This is a genomic window from Nissabacter sp. SGAir0207 (genome assembly GCF_005491205.1).
Lineage (GTDB): Bacteria > Pseudomonadota > Gammaproteobacteria > Enterobacterales > Enterobacteriaceae > Chimaeribacter.
Map to the genome: position 1 here is coordinate 3,613,118 of NZ_CP028035.1, position 25,314 is coordinate 3,638,431.

At 59.5% G+C, this 25,314-nt stretch carries 18 protein-coding genes, 1 tRNA gene, 3 rRNA genes and 1 pseudogene; 3 read left to right on the plus strand and 20 right to left on the minus strand.

Going from position 1 to position 25,314, the window contains the following annotated elements:
- Positions 1 to 222 precede the first annotated feature (222 nt).
- The 8 genes from rrf to pepQ all read right to left on the minus strand — a co-directional run bounded on the left by rrf (position 223) and on the right by pepQ (position 9,638).
- Positions 223 to 338 (minus strand): 5S ribosomal RNA (gene rrf / locus C1N62_RS16205).
- Between the two features lie 87 nt (positions 339 to 425).
- A 23S ribosomal RNA gene (locus C1N62_RS16210) occupies positions 426 to 3,335 on the minus strand.
- 211 nt (positions 3,336 to 3,546) lie between these two features.
- Positions 3,547 to 3,622, minus strand: a tRNA-Glu gene (locus tag C1N62_RS16215).
- Between the two features lie 81 nt (positions 3,623 to 3,703).
- A 16S ribosomal RNA gene (locus tag C1N62_RS16220) occupies positions 3,704 to 5,245 on the minus strand.
- The 16S, 23S and 5S rRNA genes sit together here with 1 tRNA gene alongside, the layout of an rRNA operon.
- A gap of 417 nt (positions 5,246 to 5,662) precedes the next feature.
- On the minus strand, positions 5,663 to 6,193 hold the full coding sequence (gene hemG, locus C1N62_RS16225; RefSeq protein ID WP_137764594.1) for a menaquinone-dependent protoporphyrinogen IX dehydrogenase: 531 nt from the start codon (positions 6,191 to 6,193) through the stop codon (positions 5,663 to 5,665).
- An 18-nt stretch (positions 6,194 to 6,211) separates the two neighbouring features.
- Positions 6,212 to 7,663 (minus strand): Trk system potassium transporter TrkH, encoded by a 1,452-nt coding sequence (gene trkH / locus C1N62_RS16230; RefSeq protein WP_137764595.1) that lies wholly within the window; start codon positions 7,661 to 7,663, stop codon positions 6,212 to 6,214.
- 20 nt (positions 7,664 to 7,683) lie between these two features.
- Positions 7,684 to 8,307, minus strand: a complete 624-nt coding sequence (locus C1N62_RS16235; protein ID WP_137764596.1) for an IMPACT family protein — start codon at positions 8,305 to 8,307, stop codon at positions 7,684 to 7,686.
- Complete coding sequence (pepQ, locus tag C1N62_RS16240; RefSeq protein WP_137764597.1) at positions 8,307 to 9,638, minus strand: Xaa-Pro dipeptidase; 1,332 nt, start codon at positions 9,636 to 9,638, stop codon at positions 8,307 to 8,309. Before pepQ ends, C1N62_RS16235 begins: the two co-directional genes overlap by 1 nt.
- Before the next feature lie 184 nt (positions 9,639 to 9,822).
- Between pepQ and fadB the strand changes: the two genes are divergently transcribed.
- Positions 9,823 to 12,012: a fatty acid oxidation complex subunit alpha FadB gene (gene fadB / locus C1N62_RS16245; RefSeq protein ID WP_137764598.1), complete on the plus strand. Its 2,190-nt coding sequence runs from the start codon at positions 9,823 to 9,825 to the stop codon at positions 12,010 to 12,012.
- 8 nt (positions 12,013 to 12,020) lie between these two features.
- Positions 12,021 to 13,187, plus strand: coding sequence for an acetyl-CoA C-acyltransferase FadA (gene fadA, locus C1N62_RS16250; protein ID WP_137765043.1), 1,167 nt, complete (start codon positions 12,021 to 12,023; stop codon positions 13,185 to 13,187).
- 58 nt (positions 13,188 to 13,245) lie between these two features.
- Here the strand turns inward: fadA and fre are convergent, their stop codons facing one another.
- From fre to pepE, 3 genes are all read right to left on the minus strand, one after another.
- The gene (gene fre / locus C1N62_RS16255; RefSeq protein WP_137764599.1) at positions 13,246 to 13,947 is read right to left on the minus strand and encodes an NAD(P)H-flavin reductase; all 702 of its coding nucleotides are present in this window, start codon (positions 13,945 to 13,947) and stop codon (positions 13,246 to 13,248) included.
- Between the two features lie 47 nt (positions 13,948 to 13,994).
- A complete protein-coding gene (gene ubiD, locus C1N62_RS16260) occupies positions 13,995 to 15,482 on the minus strand; it encodes a 4-hydroxy-3-polyprenylbenzoate decarboxylase (RefSeq protein WP_137764600.1) in 1,488 nt (495 codons plus the stop codon).
- Between the two features lie 114 nt (positions 15,483 to 15,596).
- Positions 15,597 to 16,319, minus strand: coding sequence for a dipeptidase PepE (gene pepE / locus C1N62_RS16265; protein WP_137764601.1), 723 nt, complete (start codon positions 16,317 to 16,319; stop codon positions 15,597 to 15,599).
- Positions 16,320 to 16,545: 226 nt separating this feature from the next.
- Between pepE and rfaH the strand changes: the two genes are divergently transcribed.
- Positions 16,546 to 17,034, plus strand: a complete 489-nt coding sequence (gene rfaH, locus C1N62_RS16270) for a transcription/translation regulatory transformer protein RfaH (RefSeq protein WP_137764602.1) — start codon at positions 16,546 to 16,548, stop codon at positions 17,032 to 17,034.
- Positions 17,035 to 17,090: 56 nt separating this feature from the next.
- Here rfaH and hemB read toward each other — a convergent pair whose 3' ends face one another.
- The 9 genes and pseudogenes from hemB to rmuC form a co-directional block, all read right to left on the minus strand.
- Positions 17,091 to 18,113 (minus strand): porphobilinogen synthase, encoded by a 1,023-nt coding sequence (gene hemB / locus C1N62_RS16275; RefSeq protein ID WP_137764603.1) that lies wholly within the window; start codon positions 18,111 to 18,113, stop codon positions 17,091 to 17,093.
- A gap of 14 nt (positions 18,114 to 18,127) precedes the next feature.
- Positions 18,128 to 18,910 carry a 3'-5' ssDNA/RNA exonuclease TatD gene (tatD, locus tag C1N62_RS16280; protein ID WP_137764604.1) on the minus strand — a complete coding sequence of 261 codons (783 nt, stop codon included), beginning with the start codon at positions 18,908 to 18,910 and terminating at the stop codon, positions 18,128 to 18,130.
- A 57-nt stretch (positions 18,911 to 18,967) separates the two neighbouring features.
- On the minus strand, positions 18,968 to 19,735 hold the full coding sequence (tatC, locus tag C1N62_RS16285) for a Sec-independent protein translocase subunit TatC (RefSeq protein ID WP_137764605.1): 768 nt from the start codon (positions 19,733 to 19,735) through the stop codon (positions 18,968 to 18,970).
- A 3-nt stretch (positions 19,736 to 19,738) separates the two neighbouring features.
- Positions 19,739 to 20,296, minus strand: a complete 558-nt coding sequence (gene tatB, locus C1N62_RS16290; RefSeq protein ID WP_137764606.1) for a Sec-independent protein translocase protein TatB — start codon at positions 20,294 to 20,296, stop codon at positions 19,739 to 19,741.
- 3 nt (positions 20,297 to 20,299) lie between these two features.
- Positions 20,300 to 20,560 carry a Sec-independent protein translocase subunit TatA gene (gene tatA, locus C1N62_RS16295; protein WP_137764607.1) on the minus strand — a complete coding sequence of 87 codons (261 nt, stop codon included), beginning with the start codon at positions 20,558 to 20,560 and terminating at the stop codon, positions 20,300 to 20,302.
- A gap of 77 nt (positions 20,561 to 20,637) precedes the next feature.
- Entirely contained in the window at positions 20,638 to 22,272 is a 1,635-nt protein-coding gene (gene ubiB / locus C1N62_RS16300; RefSeq protein ID WP_137764608.1) for a ubiquinone biosynthesis regulatory protein kinase UbiB, read from the minus strand.
- Entirely contained in the window at positions 22,269 to 22,877 is a 609-nt protein-coding gene (locus tag C1N62_RS16305; protein ID WP_137764609.1) for an SCP2 domain-containing protein, read from the minus strand. The genes ubiB and C1N62_RS16305 overlap by 4 nt, the downstream gene beginning before the upstream one ends.
- Positions 22,878 to 22,889: 12 nt before the next feature.
- Positions 22,890 to 23,645: a bifunctional demethylmenaquinone methyltransferase/2-methoxy-6-polyprenyl-1,4-benzoquinol methylase UbiE gene (gene ubiE, locus C1N62_RS16310; RefSeq protein WP_137764610.1), complete on the minus strand. Its 756-nt coding sequence runs from the start codon at positions 23,643 to 23,645 to the stop codon at positions 22,890 to 22,892.
- Positions 23,646 to 23,839: 194 nt separating this feature from the next.
- Positions 23,840 to 25,297 (minus strand): annotated as a pseudogene (rmuC, locus tag C1N62_RS16315) (DNA recombination protein RmuC); the annotation flags it as partial.
- Positions 25,298 to 25,314 lie beyond the last annotated feature (17 nt).

The following is a 25,314-nucleotide window of genomic DNA, read 5'->3' on the forward strand; positions in this document are numbered from 1 at the left end:
ACGAAAAACTCATCTCAACGTGATCCCAGGTAGTCTACCCGATCCTCATCAATGCAGATCGCTTGTTTATCAGTTATCGCTTCTGTAATGGAAATATTGAATTGATCAGCAGTGATTTTGGCGGGATAAACTAAACAAATAGCAGGAAAAATAAGCAAATTGCTGATTTTAAGACAACAAAAAAGCCCCATGCTTTCGCATGAGGCTGTTTTGTGAATGGATGCCTGGCAGTTCCCTACTCTCGCATGGGGAGACCCCACACTACCATCGGCGCTACGGCGTTTCACTTCTGAGTTCGGCATGGGGTCAGGTGGGACCACCGCGCTCGTGCCGCCAGGCAAATTCTGTGCTCTGACCGCCCAGGGGGCCATCAGATATCTGAACCAAGCTGAATATTGTGTCTCTGAAAACACCTTCGGTGTTGTAAGGTTAAGCCTCACGGGTCATTAGTACCGGTTAGCTCAATGCATCGCTGCACTTACACATCCGGCCTATCAACGTCTTCGTCTTAAACGTCCCTTCAGGGGACTCAAGGTCCCAGGGAAGACTCATCTTGAGGCAAGTTTCGCGCTTAGATGCTTTCAGCGCTTATCTTTTCCGCACTTAGCTACCGGGCAGTGCCATTGGCATGACAACCCGAACACCAGTGGTGCGTTCACTCCGGTCCTCTCGTACTAGGAGCAACCCCTCTCAATCTTCCAACGCCCACGGCAGATAGGGACCGAACTGTCTCACGACGTTCTAAACCCAGCTCGCGTACCACTTTAAACGGCGAACAGCCGTACCCTTGGGACCTACTTCAGCCCCAGGATGTGATGAGCCGACATCGAGGTGCCAAACACCGCCGTCGATATGAACTCTTGGGCGGTATCAGCCTGTTATCCCCGGAGTACCTTTTATCCGTTGAGCGATGGCCCTTCCATTCAGAACCACCGGATCACTAAGACCTGCTTTCGCACCTGCTCGAGCCGTCACTCTCGCAGTCAAGCTAGCTTATGCCTTTGCACTAACCTCACGATGTCCGACCGTGATTAGCTAACCTTCGTGCTCCTCCGTTACTCTTTAGGAGGAGACCGCCCCAGTCAAACTACCCACCAGACACTGTCCTCACCCCGGATAACGGGGCCGAGTTAGAACATCAAACATTAAAGGGTGGTATTTCAAGGTTGGCTCCATGCAGACTGGCGTCCACACTTCAAAGCCTCCCACCTATCCTACACATCAAGGCTCAATGTTCAGTGTCAAGCTATAGTAAAGGTTCACGGGGTCTTTCCGTCTTGCCGCGGGTACACTGCATCTTCACAGCGAGTTCAATTTCACTGAGTCTCGGGTGGAGACAGCCTGGCCATCATTACGCCATTCGTGCAGGTCGGAACTTACCCGACAAGGAATTTCGCTACCTTAGGACCGTTATAGTTACGGCCGCCGTTTACCGGGGCTTCGATCAAGAGCTTCGCGTTGCCGCTAACCCCATCAATTAACCTTCCGGCACCGGGCAGGCGTCACACCGTATACGTCCACTTTCGTGTTTGCACAGTGCTGTGTTTTTATTAAACAGTTGCAGCCAGCTGGTATCTGCGACTGGCTTCAGCTCCGGGAGCAAGTCCCTTCACCTACATGCCAGCGTGCCTTCTCCCGAAGTTACGGCACCATTTTGCCTAGTTCCTTCACCCGAGTTCTCTCAAGCGCCTGAGTATTCTCTACCTGACCACCTGTGTCGGTTTGGGGTACGATTTCGTGTTACCTGGAGCTTAGAGGCTTTTCCTGGAAGCAGGGCATCAGCTACTTCACCACCGTAGTGGCTCGTCATTGCGCCTCAGGGTTAACAAGAAAGCGGATTTACCTGCCTTCTCCCCCTACACGCTTAAACCAGGACAACCGTCGCCTGGCCAGCCTAGCCTTCTCCGTCCCCCCTTCGCAGTAACACCAAGTACAGGAATATTAACCTGTTTCCCATCGACTACGCTTTTCAGCCTCGCCTTAGGGGTCGACTCACCCTGCCCCGATTAACGTTGGACAGGAACCCTTGGTCTTCCGGCGAGCGGGCTTTTCACCCGCTTTATCGTTACTTATGTCAGCATTCGCACTTCTGATACCTCCAGCAGACCTCACAGTCCACCTTCGCAGGCTTACAGAACGCTCCCCTACCCAACAACGCCTAAGCGTCGCTGCCGCAGCTTCGGTGCATGGTTTAGCCCCGTTACATCTTCCGCGCAGGCCGACTCGACCAGTGAGCTATTACGCTTTCTTTAAATGATGGCTGCTTCTAAGCCAACATCCTGGCTGTCTGTGCCTTCCCACATCGTTTCCCACTTAACCATGACTTTGGGACCTTAGCTGGCGGTCTGGGTTGTTTCCCTCTTCACGACGGACGTTAGCACCCGCCGTGTGTCTCCCGTGATAATATTCTTCGGTATTCGCAGTTTGCATCGGGTTGGTAAGCCGGGGTGGCCCCCTAGCCGAAACAGTGCTCTACCCCCGAAGATAAATTCACGAGGCGCTACCTAAATAGCTTTCGGGGAGAACCAGCTATCTCCCGGTTTGATTGGCCTTTCACCCCCAGCCACAAGTCATCCGCTAATTTTTCAACATTAGTCGGTTCGGTCCTCCAGTTAGTGTTACCCAACCTTCAACCTGCCCATGGCTAGATCACCGGGTTTCGGGTCTATACCTTGCAACTAGACGCCCAGTTAAGACTCGGTTTCCCTACGGCTCCCCTATACGGTTAACCTTGCTACAAAATATAAGTCGCTGACCCATTATACAAAAGGTACGCAGTCACCCTGATAAATCAAGGCTCCCACTGCTTGTACGTACACGGTTTCAGGTTCTATTTCACTCCCCTCGCCGGGGTTCTTTTCGCCTTTCCCTCACGGTACTGGTTCACTATCGGTCAGTCAGGAGTATTTAGCCTTGGAGGATGGTCCCCCCATATTCAGACAGGATGTCACGTGTCCCGCCCTACTCATCGAACTCACAACTTGTGTATTTTTGTGTACGGGACTATCACCCTTTACTGTGCGACTTTCCAGACGCTTCCACTAACACACAAACTGATTCAGGTTCTGGGCTGTTCCCCGTTCGCTCGCCGCTACTGGGGAATCTCGGTTGATTTCTTTTCCTCGGGGTACTTAGATGTTTCAGTTCCCCCGGTTCGCCTCACTGCACTATGTATTCATGCAGAGATAGTGTGACGTATCACACTGGGTTTCCCCATTCGGGTATCGTCGGGTATAACGCTTCATATCAGCTTACCGACGCTTATCGCAGATTAGCACGCCCTTCATCGCCTCTGACTGCCTAGGCATCCACCGTGTACGCTTAGTCGCTTAACCTCACAACCCGAAGATGTTTCCATCAGGGTGTGATTATTTGAGAGACTCTCTTACATGCGCCATCTCTCAAGACTTCTACGGAGAGAGACAGGGCTGTAAGGTTTCAATTTTCAGCTTGTTCCAGATTGTTAAAGAGCAAATATCGTAAACCTGACTCGTAAGTCAGCTTTAAGATATCGGTTGATAATGTCTTTCACCCATCATCAGCAAGTGGCGTCCCCTAGGGGATTCGAACCCCTGTTACCGCCGTGAAAGGGCGGTGTCCTAGGCCTCTAGACGAAGGGGACACATGGTCAGCTTCGCAGACGCTTTGCTCGTACATCTATCAGACAATCTGTGTGAGCACTGCACAGTCAAATATCTCTAGGTAAGGAGGTGATCCAACCGCAGGTTCCCCTACGGTTACCTTGTTACGACTTCACCCCAGTCATGAATCACAAAGTGGTAAGCGCCCTCCCGAAGGTTAAGCTACCTACTTCTTTTGCAACCCACTCCCATGGTGTGACGGGCGGTGTGTACAAGGCCCGGGAACGTATTCACCGTGGCATTCTGATCCACGATTACTAGCGATTCCGACTTCATGGAGTCGAGTTGCAGACTCCAATCCGGACTACGACGCACTTTATGAGGTCCGCTTGCTCTCGCGAGTTCGCTTCTCTTTGTATGCGCCATTGTAGCACGTGTGTAGCCCTACTCGTAAGGGCCATGATGACTTGACGTCATCCCCACCTTCCTCCGGTTTATCACCGGCAGTCTCCTTTGAGTTCCCGACCGAATCGCTGGCAACAAAGGATAAGGGTTGCGCTCGTTGCGGGACTTAACCCAACATTTCACAACACGAGCTGACGACAGCCATGCAGCACCTGTCTCAGAGTTCCCGAAGGCACCAAGGCATCTCTGCCAAGTTCTCTGGATGTCAAGAGTAGGTAAGGTTCTTCGCGTTGCATCGAATTAAACCACATGCTCCACCGCTTGTGCGGGCCCCCGTCAATTCATTTGAGTTTTAACCTTGCGGCCGTACTCCCCAGGCGGTCGATTTAACGCGTTAGCTCCGGAAGCCACGCCTCAAGGGCACAACCTCCAAATCGACATCGTTTACAGCGTGGACTACCAGGGTATCTAATCCTGTTTGCTCCCCACGCTTTCGCACCTGAGCGTCAGTCTTCGTCCAGGGGGCCGCCTTCGCCACCGGTATTCCTCCAGATCTCTACGCATTTCACCGCTACACCTGGAATTCTACCCCCCTCTACGAGACTCTAGCTTGCCAGTTTCAAATGCAGTTCCCAAGTTAAGCTCGGGGATTTCACATCTGACTTAACAAACCGCCTGCGTGCGCTTTACGCCCAGTAATTCCGATTAACGCTTGCACCCTCCGTATTACCGCGGCTGCTGGCACGGAGTTAGCCGGTGCTTCTTCTGCGAGTAACGTCAATCGGTAAGGTTATTAACCTTACCGCCTTCCTCCTCGCTGAAAGTACTTTACAACCCGAAGGCCTTCTTCATACACGCGGCATGGCTGCATCAGGGTTTCCCCCATTGTGCAATATTCCCCACTGCTGCCTCCCGTAGGAGTCTGGACCGTGTCTCAGTTCCAGTGTGGCTGGTCATCCTCTCAGACCAGCTAGGGATCGTCGCCTAGGTGAGCCATTACCCCACCTACTAGCTAATCCCATCTGGGTTCATCTGATGGCGCGAGGCCCGAAGGTCCCCCGCTTTGGTCTTGCGACGTTATGCGGTATTAGCTACCGTTTCCAGTAGTTATCCCCCTCCATCAGGCAGATCCCCAGACATTACTCACCCGTCCGCCGCTCGCCGGCAAAGTAGCAAGCTACTTCCCGCTGCCGCTCGACTTGCATGTGTTAGGCCTGCCGCCAGCGTTCAATCTGAGCCATGATCAAACTCTTCAATTAAAAGCTTGATGTGCTACACAAGGTAGCGATGCTCAAAGGTTACTGTTTGAATTTTACTTCAGTTAGTCACTCTTCAAGACTTAATATTTTGTGCATCCGAAGATGCTTGATATCGTCTTGTGAGTGCCCACACAGATTGTCTGATAAATTGTTAAAGAGCAGTCGTTACCGTTTCGTTTCGGTAACGTGGGAGGCACATATTACGCTTTCCCACCGGAGAGTCAAGCACTATTTTCTAGTGTTTTCAGCGTTTCCGCTGAGGGCCTCTCCGCTGACCCGGCGACGTGTTGGTCGTTGTTCCCGGTCAGTGGAGGCGCATTATAGGGAGTTCTCGGCGGGCCGCAACCCCTAATTTTAAAAAATTATCTGACCGCAGTTTTTTTCACCATAACGCGGCAATAAACGGCGATATGCCTACTATTTACCCGCGATTCGCGCGATTTCCTGGGCAAAGGCGGCCACATCGTTCCAGTCGGTGTACTCCACCTCTTTACTGGTGTCCGTCTCACCGCCAGTCATTTTCATAATAAAGCGGATCATCACCTTATCCAGCCAGCGGTAGCGAGGGTAACGCAGGGCGCCAGCAAACACCGCGCTGCGTGTAGGCTGCCAGGGGGAAGCCAGCAGGAACTTGCGGACATAGGGATTGGTCTGCGGCGTACGCTTTTCCGGTTTGCGTGCGGTGAGGTTCACGCCATAAAAAGCAGTGGGTAGCCGGTTCAGCATTTCGGCATGTTGTTTTACGAACTTATCCAGCGCCGGATTGAAGTGCCCATAGCGAATCGATGCGCCAATCACCACCACGCCATACTCTGCCAGCGGCAATTGCCCAGCGTCCTGAAGATCCACCACGTCGCATGGCAATGTCTCTTTCAGGCAGCTCGCCAGATAAGAGGCGATGGCACGGGTTTGTCCATCAGTAGTGGAATAGAGAAGGAGTGCTTTCATCTGTTGCTCCTGTTTTGGTTAGTCACGCCAGAAGGTCGGGGTGAACAGTACCAAAAGGGTAAAAACTTCGAGCCGGCCGAACAGCATGGCAATCATCAGTATCCACTTTGCCGGCTCATTCATCGTATTAAAGTTGTCGGCGACCCCGCCCAGCCCTGGGCCAAGGTTATTCAGCGTCGCGGCAACCGCAGAAAAAGCGGTGAACTCATCCACGCCGGTGGCGCACACCGCCAGCATACAGACGATGAACACCAGCGCATACGCGGAAAAAAATCCCCAGATGGCCTCAATGATGCGATCCGGCAGCATCCGGTTCCCCAGCTTAATGGTATAGACCGCATTGGGATGCACCAACCTTTTCATTTCACGTGAGCCTTGCAGGGAGAGCAGCAGCACGCGGATCACTTTCATCCCGCCGCCGGTCGAGCCAGCGCAGCCACCGATAAAGGAGGAGCAGAGCAGCAAAATTGGCAGGAACAGTGGCCAGCCCGCGATGCTGACCGTGGTATAGCCCGCGGTGGTGGACATGGAGACCGCCTGGAAGAAAGCCTGATTCAGCGCCAGCAGGCTGGATGGGTAGAGTTCATGCCGCCACAGCACCAGCGTGCAGATCGCCGTCAGGGTGCACTGTATCAGAATAAAGATGCGGAACTCCGGGTCACGCCAATAGACACCGATCCGGCGATTGGTGATCAGGGCGAAGTGCAGGCCAAAATTGCAGGCGGAGATCAGCAGGAACAGCGCCACCAGCGTATTAATGGTGGGATTGTTGAAGTAGCCGATGCTGGCATCGTGGGTGGAGAACCCGCCAATGGCGATGGTCGAGAAGCTGTGGGTAATGGCATCGAACCACGGCATCCCGGCACCGCGCAGCGCCAGCGCACAACTGATGGTCAACAGTAAATAGATAAGCCAGAGCGTTTTGGCGGTCTCCGCGATGCGCGGGCGCATTTTATTGTCTTTCAGTGGCCCCGGCATCTCTGCCCGGTAGAGCTGCATTCCCCCGACCCCCAGGATCGGCAGGATAGCCACGGCCAGCACGATAATGCCCATCCCACCAAACCATTGCAGCATCTGCCGGTAGAAGAGGATGGCCTTCGGCAGGTGGTCCAGCCCCACCAGCACCGTAGCCCCGGTAGTGGTTAACCCGGAGAAGGATTCAAAGAGGGCATCGGTCAGTGAAAGCGCTGGCTTGTCAATAAAGAGGAAAGGGAGTGCCCCGACGCTGCCGAGCACTGTCCAGAACAGCACGACAATCAGGAAGCCCTCGCGCGCTTTCAGCGGCTGCTTCTGGGTTCGGTTGGGTAGCCAGAGCAGCACACCGATCAGCAGCGCGGCGACAAACGTTTGGATAAAGGCACGTCCCGCGCCGTCACGGTAGATCAGGGCGACCGCGCCGGGCACCCACATGGTGCCGGAAAAGAGCATGACCAACAGCCCGACGATCCGGGTAATGGTGCGATATTGCATGGCGCCTCTCCGTAGGCGATTTATGACGGCGGAGAGGATACCGGTTTTAGTGTGAGCGCCCCCCGGCTCAGATCACGCAAACGTGCGGAAACCGTTTCGGTCACGGTTTGCGGCAGCGCCACCCGTAACCTGACCTGCGCGCCATACTCGCCCTCCAGCAGCGTGCCCTGATACTGCGCCAGCAGCGTCTCAATCATGGAGAGCTGCGCATAGTCACACAGCAGGAAGAACTCGGCCTGCGGCACCTTCTGCTGGGTGGGCAGGCTTTTCAGCGCCTGTTGTACGCCGCTGCCATAAGCTTTCACCAACCCGCCGGTGCCCAGCTTGATGCCGCCATAGTAGCGCACTACCACGGCGACCACCTCCCCTACCCCGCTGCCGAGCAGTTGGGCAAGGATTGGCTTGCCCGCCGTGCCGGAAGGCTCGCCATCATCAGAGAAGCCGAGCTGCTGGGAATCCCCCGGCGCGCCCGCCACAAACGCCCAGCAGTGGTGCCGGGCGTCGGGGTGTTCCTGTCGGCACTGCTGGACGAACGCCTTGGCGGCTTCCGTTCCCTCCGCATGGGCCAGCAGAGTGATGAAGCGGCTCTTTTTAATCTCTTCGCTGACGGTGACCGTTTCAGCGGGTATTGGGTAGGGTTGCATCAGGCCAGTTTCAGGTCGCGGGTCATGTTCTCAATGCGATCCGCGTGGATGACCACGTTGTCCTCAATGCGGATACCGCCGTAAGGCTTCAGCGCCTCAATGCGCGACCAGTTGAAGTGCTGGCTGAACTCCCCTTCCCGCCACGGTGCCAACAGGGAATCAATAAAGTAGAGGCCCGGCTCGATGGTCAGCACCATGCCCGGCTCCAGCACACGGGTACAGCGCAGGAAAGGATAGCGGGAGGGCGCGGCGAGATGGGTGCCGTGGTCATCCTGCATAAAGCCGGCGACGTCATGCACCTGCAACCCCAGCGGATGTCCCAGTCCATGTGGCAGGAATGGCGTGGTCAGCCCCTGCTCCACCATTGCTTCCTCACTCAGCCCCTGCACCAGATCGTGCTTTTTCAGCAGGCTGGCGATGCGGTGGTGCATCTGCACATGGTAATCGGTGTAACGGGTGCCCGGCTTGAGGGTGGCGATCACCGCCAGCTCCTGCTCATTGAGATCGCTGACCAGCGCCGCGAAATCGCTCTCTGGCTGGGCGGCATAGGTGCGGGTGATGTCAGCGGCATAGCCGTTATACTCCGCGCCCGCATCCAGCAGGAAACTGCGTAGCTCCGCCGGGGCGCGCTGCTCCAGCTGCGTATAGTGCAGCACCGCCGCATGCTCATTCAGCGCCACAATGTTGCCGTAGGGCACATCGGTATCGCGGTGGCCGGTGGCGGTCAGGTAGGCCATATTGATGTCGAACTCGCTAAGGCCAGAGAGGAATGCCTCATACGCCGCCTGATGGCCCGCCACCGCCAGCTTCTGCGCCTCACGCATACAGGCCAGCTCATAGCCGGTCTTGTAGGCACGGTAGTAATGAAGATAGTCAATCACGCCCTGCGGGTTGATGTTATCGGCGCTAAAGCCAAGCTGGCGCGCGCGCGGCTGGGCGTAACCGAGGTAAGCGATGCGCTCGCGGGCGGCGGGCAGCAGGCTGGCAATCTCATCGGCGCTCTTGAGCGCGATGACTTCGACCTCTTCCGTCCAGAAGCTCTCCGGCAGCGGTTCCACCTTGTGCCAGTAATCCACCGGCGCGTAGAACCACAGCTTCGGCTTGTTCACGCCATCCACCCACAGCCAGCAGTGCGGCACCTGGGTGACCGGCACCCACGCCTTGAACTGGGGATTGACCTTGAAGGGGTAGTCATGGTCATCCAGGAATACCGTCAGCGGCTCGCCGGAGTGGATCAGCAAACCGTCGAGCTGATGGCGCGTCAGCGCCTCGCGGGTCCGTTGCTGGAGGGTAGCGATATGGTCTTTATAAAGCGAAGAGAGCGTTTCCATCACAGTATCCTTTTAGCTTCACATGATCCGGGCATATTACCACAGCCGCAGTAGGGGCGTAGCCTCCAGAGGTTTGTGATCCCCCCGGCAAATAAACAACGTTTCATTTGCAAATTATTAACATAATCACCACACTCCCTGACATCTGGTCATACCAGTTCATGCGCTGATTCAGGAGAGAGAGATGCTCTATCAAGGCGATACCCTGCACCTACACTGGCTGGAGAACGGCATTGCCGAGCTGGTGTTTGATGCCCCAGGCTCGGTCAATAAGCTCGACACCAAAACGGTCGCCAGCCTGGGCGAAGCCGTTGCGGTACTGGAATCCCTGCCCAATCTGCAAGGTGTACTGCTGCGTTCCAGCAAGGCCGCCTTTATTGTTGGGGCGGATATCACCGAATTCCTGTCACTGTTTGACGCGCCGCCAGAGAAGCTGACCGCGTGGCTGGGCTTTGCCAACCAAATCTTCAACCGGCTGGAGGATCTGCCCGTCCCGACGCTGTCGGCGATCAATGGCTATGCCCTTGGCGGCGGGTGTGAGTGCGTACTCGCGACCGACCTGCGCGTCGCCACGCCAGACGCCCGCATCGGCCTGCCGGAGACCAAGCTGGGCATCATGCCGGGCTTCGGCGGCTCCGTCCGCCTGCCACGCCTGCTGGGGGCGGACAGCGCGATGGAGATCATCACCGCTGGCAAAGATCTCCCGGCGGCGGAAGCATTGAAACTGGGGCTGGTGGATGCAGTGGTCAGCGACGAGAAGCTGCTGCCAGCGGCCTTGCAGATGTTGCGTCAGGCGATCGACGGCCAGCTCGACTGGCGTGCGGCACGCCAACCAAAGCTGGAGCCACTGAAGCTCTCCAGGATTGAGGCGGCGATGAGTTTCAATGTCGCCAAGGGGCTGGTGATGCAACAGGCTGGCCCGCACTACCCGGCCCCGCTGGCGGCGGTCAAGACCATTGAGGCCGCGGCGAAGCATGGCCGGGAGGAGGCGCTGAAGTTGGAGACCGCCGCCTTTGTGCCGCTGGCTGGCTCGCCGCAGGCGCGCGCGCTGGTGGGCATCTTCCTCAACGACCAGTATGTGAAGGGCGAGGCGAAAAAGCGGGCTAAGCAGACTCAGGCACCGACCAAAGCGGCAGTGCTGGGCGCGGGCATCATGGGCGGCGGCATCGCTTACCAGTCAGCGCTGAAAGGCGTGCCGGTGCTGATGAAGGATATTAATGAGAAGTCCCTGACGCTCGGCATGAATGAAGCGGGCAAATTGCTCAACAAGCAACTGGAGCGCGGCAAGCTGGATGGGCTGGGGCTGGCAAAAACCCTCGCCGCCATCCAGCCGACGCTGGCCTACGCCGGTCTGGATCAGGTGCAGGTGGTAGTGGAAGCGGTAGTAGAGAACCCGAAAGTCAAAGCCGCGGTGCTGGCCGAAGCCGAGGCGCAACTGGACGCACAGTGCGTGCTGGCCTCCAACACCTCCACTATCCCCATTAGCCAGCTGGCGCAGGCGCTGAAGCGGCCAGAAAACTTCTGTGGTATGCACTTTTTCAACCCGGTGCACCGGATGCCGCTGGTCGAAGTGGTGCGCGGCAAGCAGACCTCTGACCGCACGCTGGCGACGGTGGTGGCCTACGCCCTCCAGATGGGCAAGACGCCGGTGGTGGTGAATGACTGCCCCGGCTTCTTCGTCAACCGCGTGCTGTTCCCCTATCTGGCCGGTTTCAGCCTGCTGCTGCGCGACGGCGCGGACTTCCGCCAGGTCGATAAGGTGATGGAGAAACAGTTTGGCTGGCCGATGGGGCCAGCTTACCTGCTGGATGTGGTCGGCCTCGACACCGCCCACCACGCGCAGGCCGTGATGGCGCAAGGCTTCCCGGATCGGATGGGCAAAGATTACCGCGATGCGGTGGACGTGCTGTTTGAACAGCAGCGCTTTGGCCAGAAGAGCGGCGCGGGCTTCTACCGTTACAGTGAAGACAGCAAAGGCAAGCCGCGCAAAACGCCGGATGAGGCGGTTGATCCGCTGCTGGCGGCGGTGCGTGGCGCGGATCGTGATTTTGGCGGTGAGGAGATTATCGCGCGCATGATGATCCCGATGATCAACGAAGTGGTGCGCTGTCTGGAGGAGCGGATTATCGCCAGCCCGGCCGAAGCGGATATCGCGCTGGTCTACGGTCTGGGCTTCCCTCCCTTCCACGGCGGGGTGTTCCGCTATCTGGACACGCTGGGCAGCCGCCACTATGTGGCACTGGCCGACCGCTACGCCGCGCTGGGGCCGCTCTACCAGGTGCCCGCCGGGCTGCGTGCCAAGGCGGAGAGCAATGGCCGCTACTACCCTGAAACCACGCCGCCGGTGGATATCGCCGCCGGCACGCCGGCATGAGGTGAATGATGGAAAATGTCGTAATCGTAGATGCACTCCGCACGCCGATGGGCCGCTCCAAGGGCGGTGCCTTCCGTCAGGTGCGGGCGGAAGATCTCTCGGCGCACCTGATGCGGGCGCTGCTGAACCGCAATCCGGCGCTGGATCCGGGCGAAATAGATGACATCCACTGGGGCTGCGTGCAGCAGACGCTGGAGCAGGGTTTCAACATCGCCCGCAACGCCGCGCTGCTGGCGGAGATCCCGCACCGCGTGCCTGCCGTGACGGTCAACCGGCTGTGCGGCTCCTCCATGCAGGCGCTGCATGACGCCGCCCGCGCCATTATGGTCGGCGATGCGCAGGTGAGCCTGATTGGCGGCGTCGAGCACATGGGCCACGTGCCGATGCACCACGGCGTGGATTTCCACCCTGGCCTGAGCCGCACCGTCGCCAAAGCAGCGGGCATGATGGGGCTGACGGCGGAGATGCTGGCGAAGATGCACCACATCAGCCGCGAGATGCAGGATGAGTTTGCTGCCCGCTCCCACCAGCGCGCCCATGCTGCCACGGTGGCTGGCCGCTTCAAGCGTGAGATCGCGCCCACCGGCGGCCATGATGCCGATGGCGTGCTGTTCCGCCTCGACTATGACGAGGTGATCCGGCCGGAGACCAATGTGGCAGCGCTGGCGGCGCTGAAACCGGCATTCGATCCAGCCAACGGCACAGTCACCGCTGGCAGCTCGTCCGCCCTTTCGGACGGCGCGGCCGCGATGCTGGTCATGAGCGAGTCCCGCGCCCGTGCGCTGGGACTGGCCCCTCGGGCGCGCATCCGCGCGATGGCGGTGGTGGGCTGCGATCCCTCGATCATGGGCTATGGCCCGGTGCCAGCCACCCAACTGGCGCTGAAACGCGCCGGGCTGAGCGTGGGGGACATCGGCCTGTTCGAACTGAATGAGGCGTTTGCCGCCCAGACGCTGCCTTGCATCAAGGATCTCGGCCTGTTGGAGCAGCTGGATGAGAAAGTGAACCTGAATGGCGGCGCGATTGCCCTCGGCCACCCGCTGGGGTGCTCTGGCGCACGCATCTCCACGACCCTGCTGCACCTGATGGAAGATCGTGACGTGCAGTTTGGCGTGGCCACCATGTGCATCGGACTGGGACAGGGGATCGCGACGGTGTTTGAACAGCTGGCCTGACGGCAGACGAAAAAAAACCGCCCACTTGGGCGGTTTTTTTATGGCGCGCAATCAGCAATCAGAGGAAGGAGAAGGCATCGCCAAACATTTGGGCAGCAACAGCCCCGCGCTCATTGCAGAAGCGCTCACGCGCAATTTTCGCCATCTCAAAGCGGCCCGCGATGTAGATATCATGGCCAGCCAGCGAGGCGTGATCCTGCAACACCGCGCTCAGCACGGTGCCAGTGCGCCCCTGCCAATCCTCGGCAGGCTGCTCCACCACCGGAATGACTTTCAGGTTCGGGTACTGCACGCTCAGCGCTTCCAGCTCGTTCAGGTCATACAAATGTGACAGCTCGCGCCCGCCCCAGTAGATGGAGATGTCGCGCCCCGGCTGCTGCTCCAGCGCGGTGATCAGGATCGAGCGCGCATAGGAGAAGCCGGTGCCGCCAGCGATCAGGATCAGCGGGCGGGTGCTGTCGTCGCGCAGCCAGGCATCGCCATGCGGAATGTCCACGTTAATGGCGCGCTCTTGCAGGATGCGATCCATCACCGCCATCGCATACAGGTTCAGCTCGGATGCGCCAATGTGCAGCTCAATATAGGCGTTTTCCGCTGGGGTGGACGCGATGGAGAACGGGCGCTTGTCACGCTCATCCATCACCACCATCAAATATTGCCCGGCGCGGAAAGTCACCGGCGTTTCAGGCACCAGCCTGACCCGGTATACGGTATCGGTAATGGCCTCTACGGAGGCCACTGTACAGCTTAATATCGTCATGCGTTCCCTCTGTCGGGTCAATAGTGCAACACTAAGGAGAGGCCGGCCTAGCGCCCCGGCTTCCTGTCACTGAAAATCGCCAGCTCGTCCCAGATGGCATCCACGCGGGCGGTCACCGCCGGGTCTTTGACGATCGGGCGGCCCCACTCGCGCTGGGTTTCGCCTGGCCACTTGTTGGTAGCGTCAAGGCCCATCTTCGAGCCGAGGCCCGACACCGGTGAGGCGAAATCGAGATAGTCGATGGGGGTGTTTTCCACCAGCACCGTATCACGCGCTGGGTCCATGCGGGTGGTGATGGCCCAGATCACATCATTCCAGTCGCGGGCATTAACATCATCGTCACACACGATAACAAACTTGGTGTACATAAACTGCCGTAAAAATGACCATACACCCATCATTACGCGCTTGGCATGGCCAGCGTACTGTTTTTTCATCGTCACCACCGCCATACGGTAGGAGCACCCCTCCGGCGGCAGGTAGAAATCGACGATCTCCGGGAACTGTTTTTGCAGGATCGGCACGAACACTTCATTCAGCGCCACGCCCAGCACCGCCGGCTCATCCGGCGGGCGGCCGGTGTAGGTCGAGTGGTAGATGGCATTCTTGCGCTGGGTGATGTGGGTGACGGTGAAAACCGGGAAGTGATCGACCTCATTGTAGTAGCCGGTGTGGTCGCCATACGGCCCTTCGGGCGCCAGCTCCTGCGGATCGATATACCCTTCCAGCACAATCTCGGCGCTGGCCGGCACTTCCAAATCGTTGGAGAGGCACTTCACCACTTCGGTCTTGTTGCCGCGCAGTAGCCCGGCAAAGGCATATTCAGAGAGGGTATCTGGCACCGGCGTTACCGCGCCGAGGATGGTGGCCGGATCGGCACCCAGCGCCACTGACACCGGGAAACGCTGGCCGGGGTTGGCCTGGCACCACTCCTGGAAATCGAGCGCGCCGCCCCGGTGGGAGAGCCAACGCATGATCAGCTTGTTACGGCCCAGCACCTGCTGACGATAGATGCCGAGGTTCTGGCGCTCCTTGTGCGGGCCACGGGTGACGGTCAGGCCCCAGGTCACCAGCGGCGCGGCATCCTCCGGCCAGCAGTGCATTACCGGGATGCGGCTCAGATCGACCGCATCGCCCTCCCACACCTGCTCCTGACAGGGCGCGTTGCCCTGGCGCTTGGTCGGCATGTTCAGCACCTGCTTGAACTTCGGCACCTTGTCGAACAGGTCGCGGAAGCCCTTCGGCGGCTCCGGCTCTTTCAGGAATGCCAGCAACTTACCGACTTCACGCAGCGCGCTGACCTCCTCTTGCCCCATACCCAACGCCACCCGCTTCGGCGTGCCGAACAGGTTGCACAGTACCGGCATCTGGTAGCCCTTCGGGTTCTCGAATAACAGCGCCGGGCCACCGGCACGCAGGGTGCGATCGGCAATCTCGGTCATTTCCAGGTAGGGGTCGATGGGCTGGCTGATGCGTTTGAGTTCGCCCCGCTGCTCGAGCAAGGCGATAAAGTCACGTAAATCCCGGTATTTCATGCTGATCCACAGTATTTGATACTGATAATTATTGTCGTCAGTGAGAGGGCATTATAGGCGCTATCGAGGGGGGATGCTGCAATTTTGTTGCAGCATTCCCCGCCCCGCTGGCCGTCAGCAGCCGAAGGGCACCAGCCCGGCCAACGCCTGTGCGTCATGGTGTTCAGTGGCGGCGCGGCCGTGGCGGAACAGTTTGTAGCCCTCGCCACGCGCGCTGAAGTACTCCAGACGGTTGCCGCTCACCTGCAGCAGGCTCCCCTCGCGCAGGCCGATGACGCTCTCTGACGGGTTGACGGCGCAGAACTCCGCGATGCGTTCATCGCGCGTCTCGCCCATATGCCCCTCGGGATGGGTATCGATGTAGTGCGGGTTGATCTGCACCGGGAACAGCCCCAGCGCTGGCAGCACCACGTTGTTGCGTACTGGCATGTCATTGGTGGTGCGGATGGAGGGGGTCGCCACGTTGCAGCCAGCGCTCCAGCCGATGTAGGGGGTGCCGCGCTCGCGCACTGCCTGCTGGATCGGCACAATCAGGCTGTGCTCATGCAGCATCTGGTTCAGCATCCAGGTGTTGCCGCCGCAGACAATGATGCACTGGGCGTGGCTGAGCGCCTCGGCCGGGCTGCCAGCGTGGTGGATGCTACTGACGCGGATGCCGAGCGCCGCCTCCAGCTCCTGCGCCCGCTGGCTGTAGTCGCCCCGGATCAGCGCATACGGGATCAGGATGGCCGACTCCACGCCCCGGCGGGCAATCATCTCCGCCAGCCGCTCATGCGCATAGCCCAGCAGCCGGTCATCCCCGGCCAATTTTCCATTGCTCAGCAGAAACAGCTCCATTTTCATCGCCCTCATCTTATCAATCGTGACAGCAAGAGAGCCGTGCAGAGGGCCACTCCTTGGAAAGGTGCGCCTGCCCGGCCGGTTCCCCCTACGTTAATGGAAATCGCCCCGCGCCGCACCTTACCGCGATCAACGACGCGCGCCGCGCCACATCCGGCCGCTGCTATTTATCCGCCATGGCTTTTGCTATGCTTGCTTCCATAGCAGAAAGGCGTGTGAAACTATGGAATCTTGGTACTTATTGTATTGCAAGCGCGGACAGCTCCTGCGCGCGAAAGCGCACCTGGAACGGCAGGCCGTCAATTGCCTCAGCCCAATGATCACCTTTGAAAAGATGGTCAGAGGACGCCGTACCGCCGTCAGTGAGCCGCTCTTCCCGAACTACATGTTCGTCGAGTTTGACCCGGCGCGCATTCACACGACCACCATCAGCGCGACGCGCGGCGTCAGCCACTTTATCCGTTTCGGTAACCAGCCGGTGATTGTCAGCCCGACGGTGATTGGCGAACTGGCGCGCCAGCCGACACAAACGGTCAGTGACCCTGACATGCCGCAGCCCGGCGACAAAGTGTTGATCACCGATGGCGTGTTTGAGGGGCTTCAGGCCATCTACACCGAGCCGGATGGCGAGGCGCGTTCGATGCTGCTGCTGACGCTGCTCAACAAACAGGTGCACCAGAGCCTCGACAACCGCCAGTTTCACAAGCTGTGACGGTGTTCAGGCAATAAAAAAGGCACGCCGGAGCGTGCCTTTTTTGATCGCGCGGTTTAGCGCTGCATCTCTGCGTCATGCAGCCATTGGGCGACACGCTTGGCAAAGTAGGTCAGCACGCCATCGGAGCCAGCGCGCTTGAAGCACATCAGGGACTCCAGCACCGCGGGCTTCTCCTGCAACCAGCCATTCTGGAAGGCAGCCATGTGCATCGCGTACTCGCCAGAGACCTGATAGGCGAAGGTCGGCACACCAAAGGTGTGTTTCACGCGGTGGATGATATCCAGGTACGGCATCCCCGGCTTCACCATCACCATATCCGCCCCCTCTTGCAGGTCTTGGGCAATCTCCTGCAACGCCTCATCGCTGTTGGCCGGGTCCATCTGGTAGGTCTTTTTGTTGCCGCCCTTCAGGTTGCTGCTGGAACCGACCGCATCACGGAACGGGCCGTAGTAGCAAGAGGCATATTTCGCCGAGTAGGCCATGATCTGGGTATTGATCAGGCCCTGCGCCTCCAGCTGGTCACGGATGGCACCGATGCGGCCATCCATCATGTCGCTTGGCGCGATGATCTCTGCACCGGCTTCCGCGTGGGAGAGCGCCTGACGCACCAGAATCTCTTTGGTCACGTCATTGATGACGTAGCCATCGGCATCAATGATGCCGTCCTGACCGTGGGTGGTGTAGGGATCCAGCGCCACGTCCGTCAGGATGCCCAGCTCCGGCACCGCATCTTTCACCGCCCGGATGGTGCGCTGCACCAGACCATTGGGGTTGTAAGCCTCTTCCGCATGGAGTGACTTCAGGTCACCCTCAATCACCGGGAACAGGGAGAGCACCGGCACGCCAAGCTTGGCGATGGCTTCCGCCTCTTTCACCAGCTCGTCAATCGTCATGCGCTCCACGCCCGGCATGGAGGGAACGGCCTGACGGCGGTTGCTTCCTTCCATGACGAACACCGGATAGATCAGGTCGTTGACCGTCAGCTGATTCTCGGCCACCAGACGGCGGCTGAAATCATGGCGGCGCACACGGCGCATACGGCGACCCGGAAAGGTGCCCGGAAATGCATAGCTCATCGTATTTCTCCTACTCAGGCCAGTCGGAACAGCCGACGGGCATTGTCATCAGTTTTCTCACCGAGCCATTTAGGGTCTTCCTGGCGCCAGATGGCGACCTGCTGAACGATATGGGGCAGAAAACAGGGTTCGTTGCGGCGGGATGCAGGTTTGGGGGTTAAATCCCGGGGCAACAGATAGGGGGCGTCCGTCTCCAGCAACAGGCGATCCGCCGGGATCAGCGGCAGCAGCGCCCGCAGCTCCAGCCCGCGGCGCTCGTCGCATACCCAGCCGGTGATGCCAATGGAGGCGCCCAACGCCAGACACGCTTCCAGCTCCGCTTGGGTGCCAGTGAAACAGTGCACCACCACGCCGGGCAACTGCGGCACCCACGGCGCCAGCAGGGCGATGAAACGCGCGTGGGCGTCACGGCAGTGCAGGAACACCGGCTTTTGCAACTCGGCGGCCAGTGCCAGCTGGGCGGTGAAGGCGCGCTCCTGGCTGGCCGGATCGGAGAAGTTGCGGTTGAAGTCCAGCCCGCACTCGCCAATCGCCGCCACCTGCGGCAGGGCAGCCAGCTCACGCAGCCGGTCGGCCGTTGCCTCGCCCCAGCCGGAGGCCGCGTGCGGATGTACGCCCGCCGTGGCCCAGCAGAAGCCAGGGTGCTCCGCCGCCAGCGCGGCGGCCTCGGCGCTCTCTTCGGCATTGGTGCCGGTAATCAGCATACCGCGCAGGCCAGCGGCGCGGGCGCGGGCCACCACGTCCGGGCGATCCTTGGCAAACTGTGAACTGGTCAGGTTGACGCCAATATCAAACATCAGGGTGTCCAAAACAGAAGCCGCCCTGTAAGGGCGGCCTGGTCAATCGTCAGCGCCTTACGGCGCGCTGGATGAGGAGTCTGACTCATCATCAAGGGGATCGCGGCGTTTGCCCACGTAGTAGCGGCCAAAGAATACGCCGATCTCAAACAGCAAATACATCGGGATCGCCAACAGCGTCTGGGAAAAGACATCCGGCGGCGTCAGCAGCATCCCCACCACAAAGGCACCCACCAGCACGTAGGGGCGCTTAGCCTTCAGGTCTTCCGGCGTGGTCACCCCGCTCCAGCAGAGCAGGACAATCGCAATCGGCACCTCAAACGACACCCCAAACGCCATAAACAGCGCCATGACAAAATCGAGGTAGTTATTGATGTCAGTAGCAATCAGGACGCCGGCTGGCGCGGTTTTGGCGAAAAAGCCAAACGCCAGCGGGAAGACGATAAAGTAGGCAAATGCCATCCCCATATAGAACAACAGGGTGCTGGAGAACAGCAACGGCATCATCAGGCGGCGCTCGTGCTTATAGAGCGCCGGCGCGATGAAGGCCCACACCTGATACAGGATGATCGGGGCGGAGAGAAACACCGACACGATCATGGTCAGCTTGATCGGCGTAAAGAAGGGCGAAGCCACATCTGTTGCGATCATACTGGCGCCATTCGGCATCTGTTTAATTAATGGTGCGGAAACTAATTGGTAAATGTCATTGGAGAAATAGGCCAATGCCAGAAATACAACCAGTACAGCAATGATGCAGTTCAGCAGGCGCTTACGCAGCTCAATCAGGTGGCTGATAAGCGGCTGGGTATCTTCAACAGCCATGTTTTAACGATCGCCCGTTGGTTGAGGAGAAGAGGCCGACTCGGCCGGTGCCGCCGCTGGGGCTGGCGCGTTGACTTCAGGTTTGGTTGCTGGAGCCGGCGCGTCAGCCTTGGTCAGGGTAACCGGTGCCGCTGGGGCGGGCGCGGCGGGCGCTTTCGCCGGGGCGCTGGCGACGGTCGCTGCCTCCGCGGGCGTCACGCCATCATGGATGGCTTCCGGATCGGTCAGCACCGGATTGTGGATGGTCTGCGCCACCTCGTCCACGCCCTCTTTGTACCCGCGCTTCATCGATTCGGCCGCCTCTTTCAGCTCCTCCATCGACGTCTTCAGCTCCGGGGTGAGGTTCTTCAGCCCAGCCTCTTCAGCCTTCTTCAGGCTGTCCTGCAGCTCCTGCAACTTCAGCTCCTGCGACAACTCGTTCTGGACAGAGGCTGCCAGCGAGCGCAAGGTGCGGATCCATCCCGCCACTGTTCTGACTGCCACCGGCAACCGTTCTGGCCCAAGCACCACCAGACCAATCACCAGCACCAGCAACAGTTCACTAAATCCAATATCGAACACGGTTTACACCTGCTCTTTGTCTTTGCTCTTGGCCTCGTCTGACTTCACCTGCGTCGGTTTGTCAGTCAGGGTTTTGGTAAAGTCAGCGTCATTGGAGGAGTGTTCAGATTTTGCGGCGGGAGTCTGGTCATCGCCCATGGCTTTCTTGAAGCCCTTGATTGACGTCCCCAAGTCTGAACCCAGATTACGCAGTTTGTTGGTACCAAACAGCAAAACCACGATCACTGCGATAATCAGTAACTGCCAAATGCTAATGCCACCCATCGTATTTACCTCTCAGAGTCTGGGAAAAAATCATACTGCCGCATTATACGGCAGCTTTGTAAGCTTTCCTGCTAAATTCACTTGCCGGCACGCTGCCAGCCAAGTAGCCAGGCAATCACACCGCCGACCATCAGCCAGGCCGGGTAGGTCTCCTGATCGCCCACCAGCATGATGGTGCCGCTCAACAGCAGCGTCGCGCCAATGCCAAACAGATAGCGCGACTGGCCGTTACGCACCCGATGCTCACGCAGCTCGGCGGAGATCTTCTCCACGCTGTGGTGTAGCTGGCGATTGCGTTGCAGGTTCTCGTACACCAGATCCGGCAGCTCAGGCAGCTTTTCGGCCCAGAACGGCGCTTTCTGCTTGAAGGCGCGAACCATCGCCGGCAGGCCGACTTGGTCATGCAGCCAATTCTCCAGGAAGGGCTTGGCGGTGGTCCAGAGATCCAGCTGCGGGTAGAGCTGGCGGCCCAGCCCCTCCACGTAGAGCAGGGTCTTTTGCAACAGCACCAGTTGCGGCTGCACTTCCATATTAAACCGGCGGGCGGTGTTAAACAGGTTAAGCAGCACATTCCCGAAGGAGATATCAGCCAGCGGCTTCTCAAAGATCGGCTCACACACCGTGCGGATGGCGAACTCAAAATCTTCGACGTTGGTGTCCGGCGGCACCCAGCCGGAATCCACGTGCAGCTCCGCCACCCGGCGGTAGTCGCGATTGAAGAAGGCGATGAAGTTCTCCGCCAGATAGCGTTTGTCCGCCTTGTTCAGTGAGCCAACGATGCCACAGTCGATGCCGATATAGAGCGGATCGTCCGGGTGTTCATAGCTGACAAAGATGTTGCCGGGGTGCATGTCCGCATGGAAGAAGCTGTCACGGAACACCTGGGTGAAGAAGACCTGCACCCCACGCTCCGCCAGCAGCTTCATGTTGGTGCCCTGCGCCAGCAGGGTCGGCACGTCCGATACCGGGATGCCGTAGATGCGCTCCAGCACCAGCACCGTTTCGCGGCAGTAGTCGGAGTAGACCTCCGGCACGTAGAGCATGTTGCTGCCGTCAAAGTTGCGACGCAGTTGGATGGAGTTGGCCGCCTCGCGCAGCAGGTTCAGCTCATCGAGCAGGGTCTTCTCATACTCGCGCACCACCTCAATCGGCCGCAGGCGGCGGCCATCGGGCAGCAGTTTCGGCAACCAGCCAGCCAGACGGTTCATCAGGCGCATATCGGCCTTGATCACCGGCAGGATGTCCGGGCGGATCACCTTCACGACCACCTCTTTGCCATTCTCCTTCAGGCGGGCGGTGTGCACCTGCGCGATGGAGGCGGAGGCCAGGGCCTTCTCGTCGAAGTCCTCAAACCAGGTCTCCAGCGGGCCACCCAGCGCCTCTTCAATGTGGCGGCGGGCGCGGCGGCCATCAAAGGGCGGCACCCGATCCTGCAACAGTGCCAGCTCATCAGCGATCAGCGGCGGGAACAGGTCGCGACGGGTGGACATCATCTGCCCAAACTTGATCCAGACCGGCCCCAGCTCCTGCATTGCCAGACGCAAACGCACGCCCAGCTGCTTGTCTTTGTGGCGGTTGGGCATCCAGAACAGCAGCCGCCGGCCAAAGCGCAGCGGCAGCGTCAGGCGCATCCGGGGAATAAGCTCATCCAGACCGTAGCTCAGGAAGACGCGGACAATCAGGTAGAGGCGGCAGAGTTCACCAGGGGTCATGACTTCGCCTCCAGGGTATTCAGACGGGCATCGAGGGCCTCCAGCTGGCGCGCCAGCGCATCGGCCTCTTCATTGAACCAGACCACTTCCAGCGGGCTGGGTGCCAGACGCCACTCTTCGGTCAGCGCCTCACTGAGGTGCCCCTGCTGGCGCACGAAGGAGGAGGTGAAAAATGAGAAGCCCTTGCGCGCCGCCTGCGACAGCCCTTGCGCGGCGATGTCGCCGACGTAGGGTGCCAACAGGTCAGCGGGTTCCCACTCGGCCATATCCAGCAGCGCGACCAGTCGCTGGACGACCTGCAAGTCGCCCTCCACCACCAGTTCGCCCGCGCGCATCAGTGGCGAGAGTTGCGTGCGATCGCGCAGTTTGCGCAGCACACCCAGCCGGGTGGTGACCGTGCAGTCGGCGTCGCCGGCCCACTCCCCCACCACATCCACCTGACGCTCGCTGAACACCAGCGTGATTGGGGTATCCAGCTCTTGCAGGCGAATGCGCAGGATCTTGCCAGCCAGCCGCAGCCGTGCCGCTTTCATGCTCGGTTCGCGGTAGAGCAGCCGGTTAAGGCCAGTCTCCAGCGCCGCCGTGATTAACGGGGTCAACAACATGGCATCCCCCCGTCAGAATTTGAAACCGCGATGTAAGGCAACAATGCCTCCAGTGAGGTTGTGGTAGCTGACGTGATCGAAGCCAGCGTCGCTCATCATCCCTTTCAGGGTCTCCTGATCGGGGTGCATACGGATTGACTCCGCCAGATAGCGGTAGCTCTCCGCATCCTGCGCCACCAGCTCGCCGATGCGCGGCAGCAGGTGGAAGGAGTAGGCGTCATAGGCCTTGTTCAGCGGCTCCAGCACGGGCTTGGAGAACTCCAGCACCAGCAGGCGGCCGCCCGGCTTCAGCACGCGGAACATGGAGCGCAGCGCCTTCTCTTTTTCGGTGACGTTGCGCAAGCCGAAGGAGATGGTGATGCAATCAAAGTAGTTGTCCGGGAAGGGCAGTGCCTCGGCGTTGGCCTGCACGTAGCTGACGTTGCCGACCACGCCCAGATTGCGCAGCTTCTCGCGGCCCATTTTCAGCATGGAGTCATTGATGTCTGCCAGCACCACCTCACCGGTGTCACCCACCAGACGGGAGAACTTCGCCGTCAGGTCGCCGGTGCCACCGGCCAGGTCCAGCACCCGTTGGCCGCGGCGCACGCCGCTGCAATCGATGGTGAAACGTTTCCAGATGCGGTGGATGCCGAACGACATCAGGTCGTTCATCAGGTCATATTTCGCTGCCACCGAGTGGAATACCTCTGCCACCATGCCCGCTTTTTCATCTTTCGCCACGGTGCGGAAACCGAAGTGTGTGGTTTCCTGGTTCTGATCTACCATGTTTTTCTGCCCGTTTTTCAGTCAATCTCATGGGGGTGAGGATCACCAAACCCCGCCGGTGTCCCCGTGGTCACACCCGGGGTCGCTTCATTATGGTGCCAATTATTACGTCTGCTGCTGATTGGCGGTTGCCCCTCTGGCAGCGGATAGCCGGGCCGCTGATCCTCCTGCGGCACCTCCGGCTCTGGCCATACGCCGTCCGGCGTCTCTTCCGCCCGGGCGACGGCGGCCAGTGATGGGCTGATAGGCCGTTTTACTTCAACGCCCATGGCCCGGAAACCTTCAACCTGTCCTATAAGGTTACCACGCCCTTGTGTCAGTTTGTTCATTGCCAGCCGATAACTTAGCTGCGCTTTGTCGAGGCTCTGGCCCATCGATTCCATGTCATCCACAAATAAGCGTAGCTTGTCATACAGGCGGGCGGCGCGTTCGGCGATGCGTTGCGCATTTTGGCTCTGCTGCTCGTAGCGCCAGAGGTTGGAGATGGTACGCAGCGCCACCAGCAGCGTGGTGGGGCTGACCAGCATGATATTGTGGCGCAACGCCTCGTTGATCAGCTCTGGCTCACGGTCAATCGCCAGCAGGAAGGCTGGCTCCACCGGAATGAACATCAGCACGTAATCGAGGCAGCGTAGGCCGGGCAGTTGCTGGTAATCCTTGCGGCCAAGCTGCCGGATATGGCCGCGCAGGGAGGCGAGATGCTCATTGAGCGCCGCTTCCCGCTCGGCGTCATCAACGCTGTTGAAGTAGCGCTCGTAGGCCACCAGCGACATTTTGGCGTCGATAACCACATCCCTCTCCTGCGGCAGGCGGACAATCACATCCGGCTGCATCCGGCTGTTGCCGTCGAGGCGGATGCTGACCTGCGTCTCATACTCATGCCCCTCGCGCAACCCAGACGCCTCCAGCACCCGGCTGAGCACCAGCTCCCCCCAGTTGCCCTGGAGTTTGTTGTCGCCCTTCAGCGCGCGGGTGAGGTTGAGCGCCTCCTGCGCCATCCGGGCATTGAGTTGTTGCAGGTTTTTGATCTCATGGGCCAGGGTGTGGCGCTCACGCGCCTCCTGGCCGAAGCCCTCCTGCACCTGGCGGCGGAAACCGTCGAGTTGCTCGCGCAGCGGCAGCAACAGCCGATCTAAACTCTGGCGGTTCTGCTCATCCACCCGTCGGCCAGTCTGCTCAAATACCCGGTGGGCGAGTTGCTCGAACTGGGTGCTGAGGCGCTGCTCACTGTTCATCAGCAAACGCTGCTTCTCCTCGGCCGCCAGCCGGGTCTCCTCCAGCCGGATGGTCACCTCCCGCAGCTCCGCCTCCTGCATACTGTTGATTTCACGCTGGGCGCGTAGCTCCTGATTGAGCTGCTCACACTCCGCGCGCCAGTGCGCCAGTTGCTGGAGCCGCTCCTGCCCGGCGGCCACCTCGCCGTAGAGCGTCCGCAACTCCAGTTCGCTGTCTCGCAGTTGCTGGCGGGTGCGCTGCTCTTGGGTGGCGAGCGTCTGGCGCGCCTGCTGCTCCTGCGCCAGTGCCTGCTCCGCCAGTTGCAGCGCGGCGCCGTGCCGGGCCTGCCGCTGCTGGTGGCGCATGGCTGCGCAGAGCCAACCGCCGCCGAGGCCCGCCACTGCCGCCAGCAGGGTGTAAAGGATGCTGATCTCCATGCCGGTTTCGCCCTCAA

Bases quoted from the DNA above. Each gene is read 5' to 3' on its own strand.
- ubiD (WP_137764600.1), bottom strand. From the start codon at position 15,482: ATGAAATACCGGGATTTACGTGACTTTATCGCCTTGCTCGAGCAGCGG.
- rfaH (WP_137764602.1), top strand. From the start codon at position 16,546: ATGGAATCTTGGTACTTATTGTATTGCAAGCGCGGACAGCTCCTGCGC.
- tatA (WP_137764607.1), bottom strand. From the start codon at position 20,560: ATGGGTGGCATTAGCATTTGGCAGTTACTGATTATCGCAGTGATCGTG.
- hemB (WP_137764603.1), bottom strand. From the start codon at position 18,113: ATGAGCTATGCATTTCCGGGCACCTTTCCGGGTCGCCGTATGCGCCGT.
- hemG (WP_137764594.1), bottom strand. From the start codon at position 6,193: ATGAAAGCACTCCTTCTCTATTCCACTACTGATGGACAAACCCGTGCC.
- fadB (WP_137764598.1), top strand. From the start codon at position 9,823: ATGCTCTATCAAGGCGATACCCTGCACCTACACTGGCTGGAGAACGGC.
- ubiB (WP_137764608.1), bottom strand. From the start codon at position 22,272: ATGACCCCTGGTGAACTCTGCCGCCTCTACCTGATTGTCCGCGTCTTC.
- C1N62_RS16305 (WP_137764609.1), bottom strand. From the start codon at position 22,877: ATGTTGTTGACCCCGTTAATCACGGCGGCGCTGGAGACTGGCCTTAAC.
- C1N62_RS16235 (WP_137764596.1), bottom strand. From the start codon at position 8,307: ATGCAACCCTACCCAATACCCGCTGAAACGGTCACCGTCAGCGAAGAG.
- pepE (WP_137764601.1), bottom strand. From the start codon at position 16,319: ATGGAGCTGTTTCTGCTGAGCAATGGAAAATTGGCCGGGGATGACCGG.
- pepQ (WP_137764597.1), bottom strand. From the start codon at position 9,638: ATGGAAACGCTCTCTTCGCTTTATAAAGACCATATCGCTACCCTCCAG.
- tatC (WP_137764605.1), bottom strand. From the start codon at position 19,735: ATGGCTGTTGAAGATACCCAGCCGCTTATCAGCCACCTGATTGAGCTG.
- tatD (WP_137764604.1), bottom strand. From the start codon at position 18,910: ATGTTTGATATTGGCGTCAACCTGACCAGTTCACAGTTTGCCAAGGAT.
- ubiE (WP_137764610.1), bottom strand. From the start codon at position 23,645: ATGGTAGATCAGAACCAGGAAACCACACACTTCGGTTTCCGCACCGTG.
- fre (WP_137764599.1), bottom strand. From the start codon at position 13,947: ATGACGATATTAAGCTGTACAGTGGCCTCCGTAGAGGCCATTACCGAT.
- fadA (WP_137765043.1), top strand. From the start codon at position 12,021: ATGGAAAATGTCGTAATCGTAGATGCACTCCGCACGCCGATGGGCCGC.
- trkH (WP_137764595.1), bottom strand. From the start codon at position 7,663: ATGCAATATCGCACCATTACCCGGATCGTCGGGCTGTTGGTCATGCTC.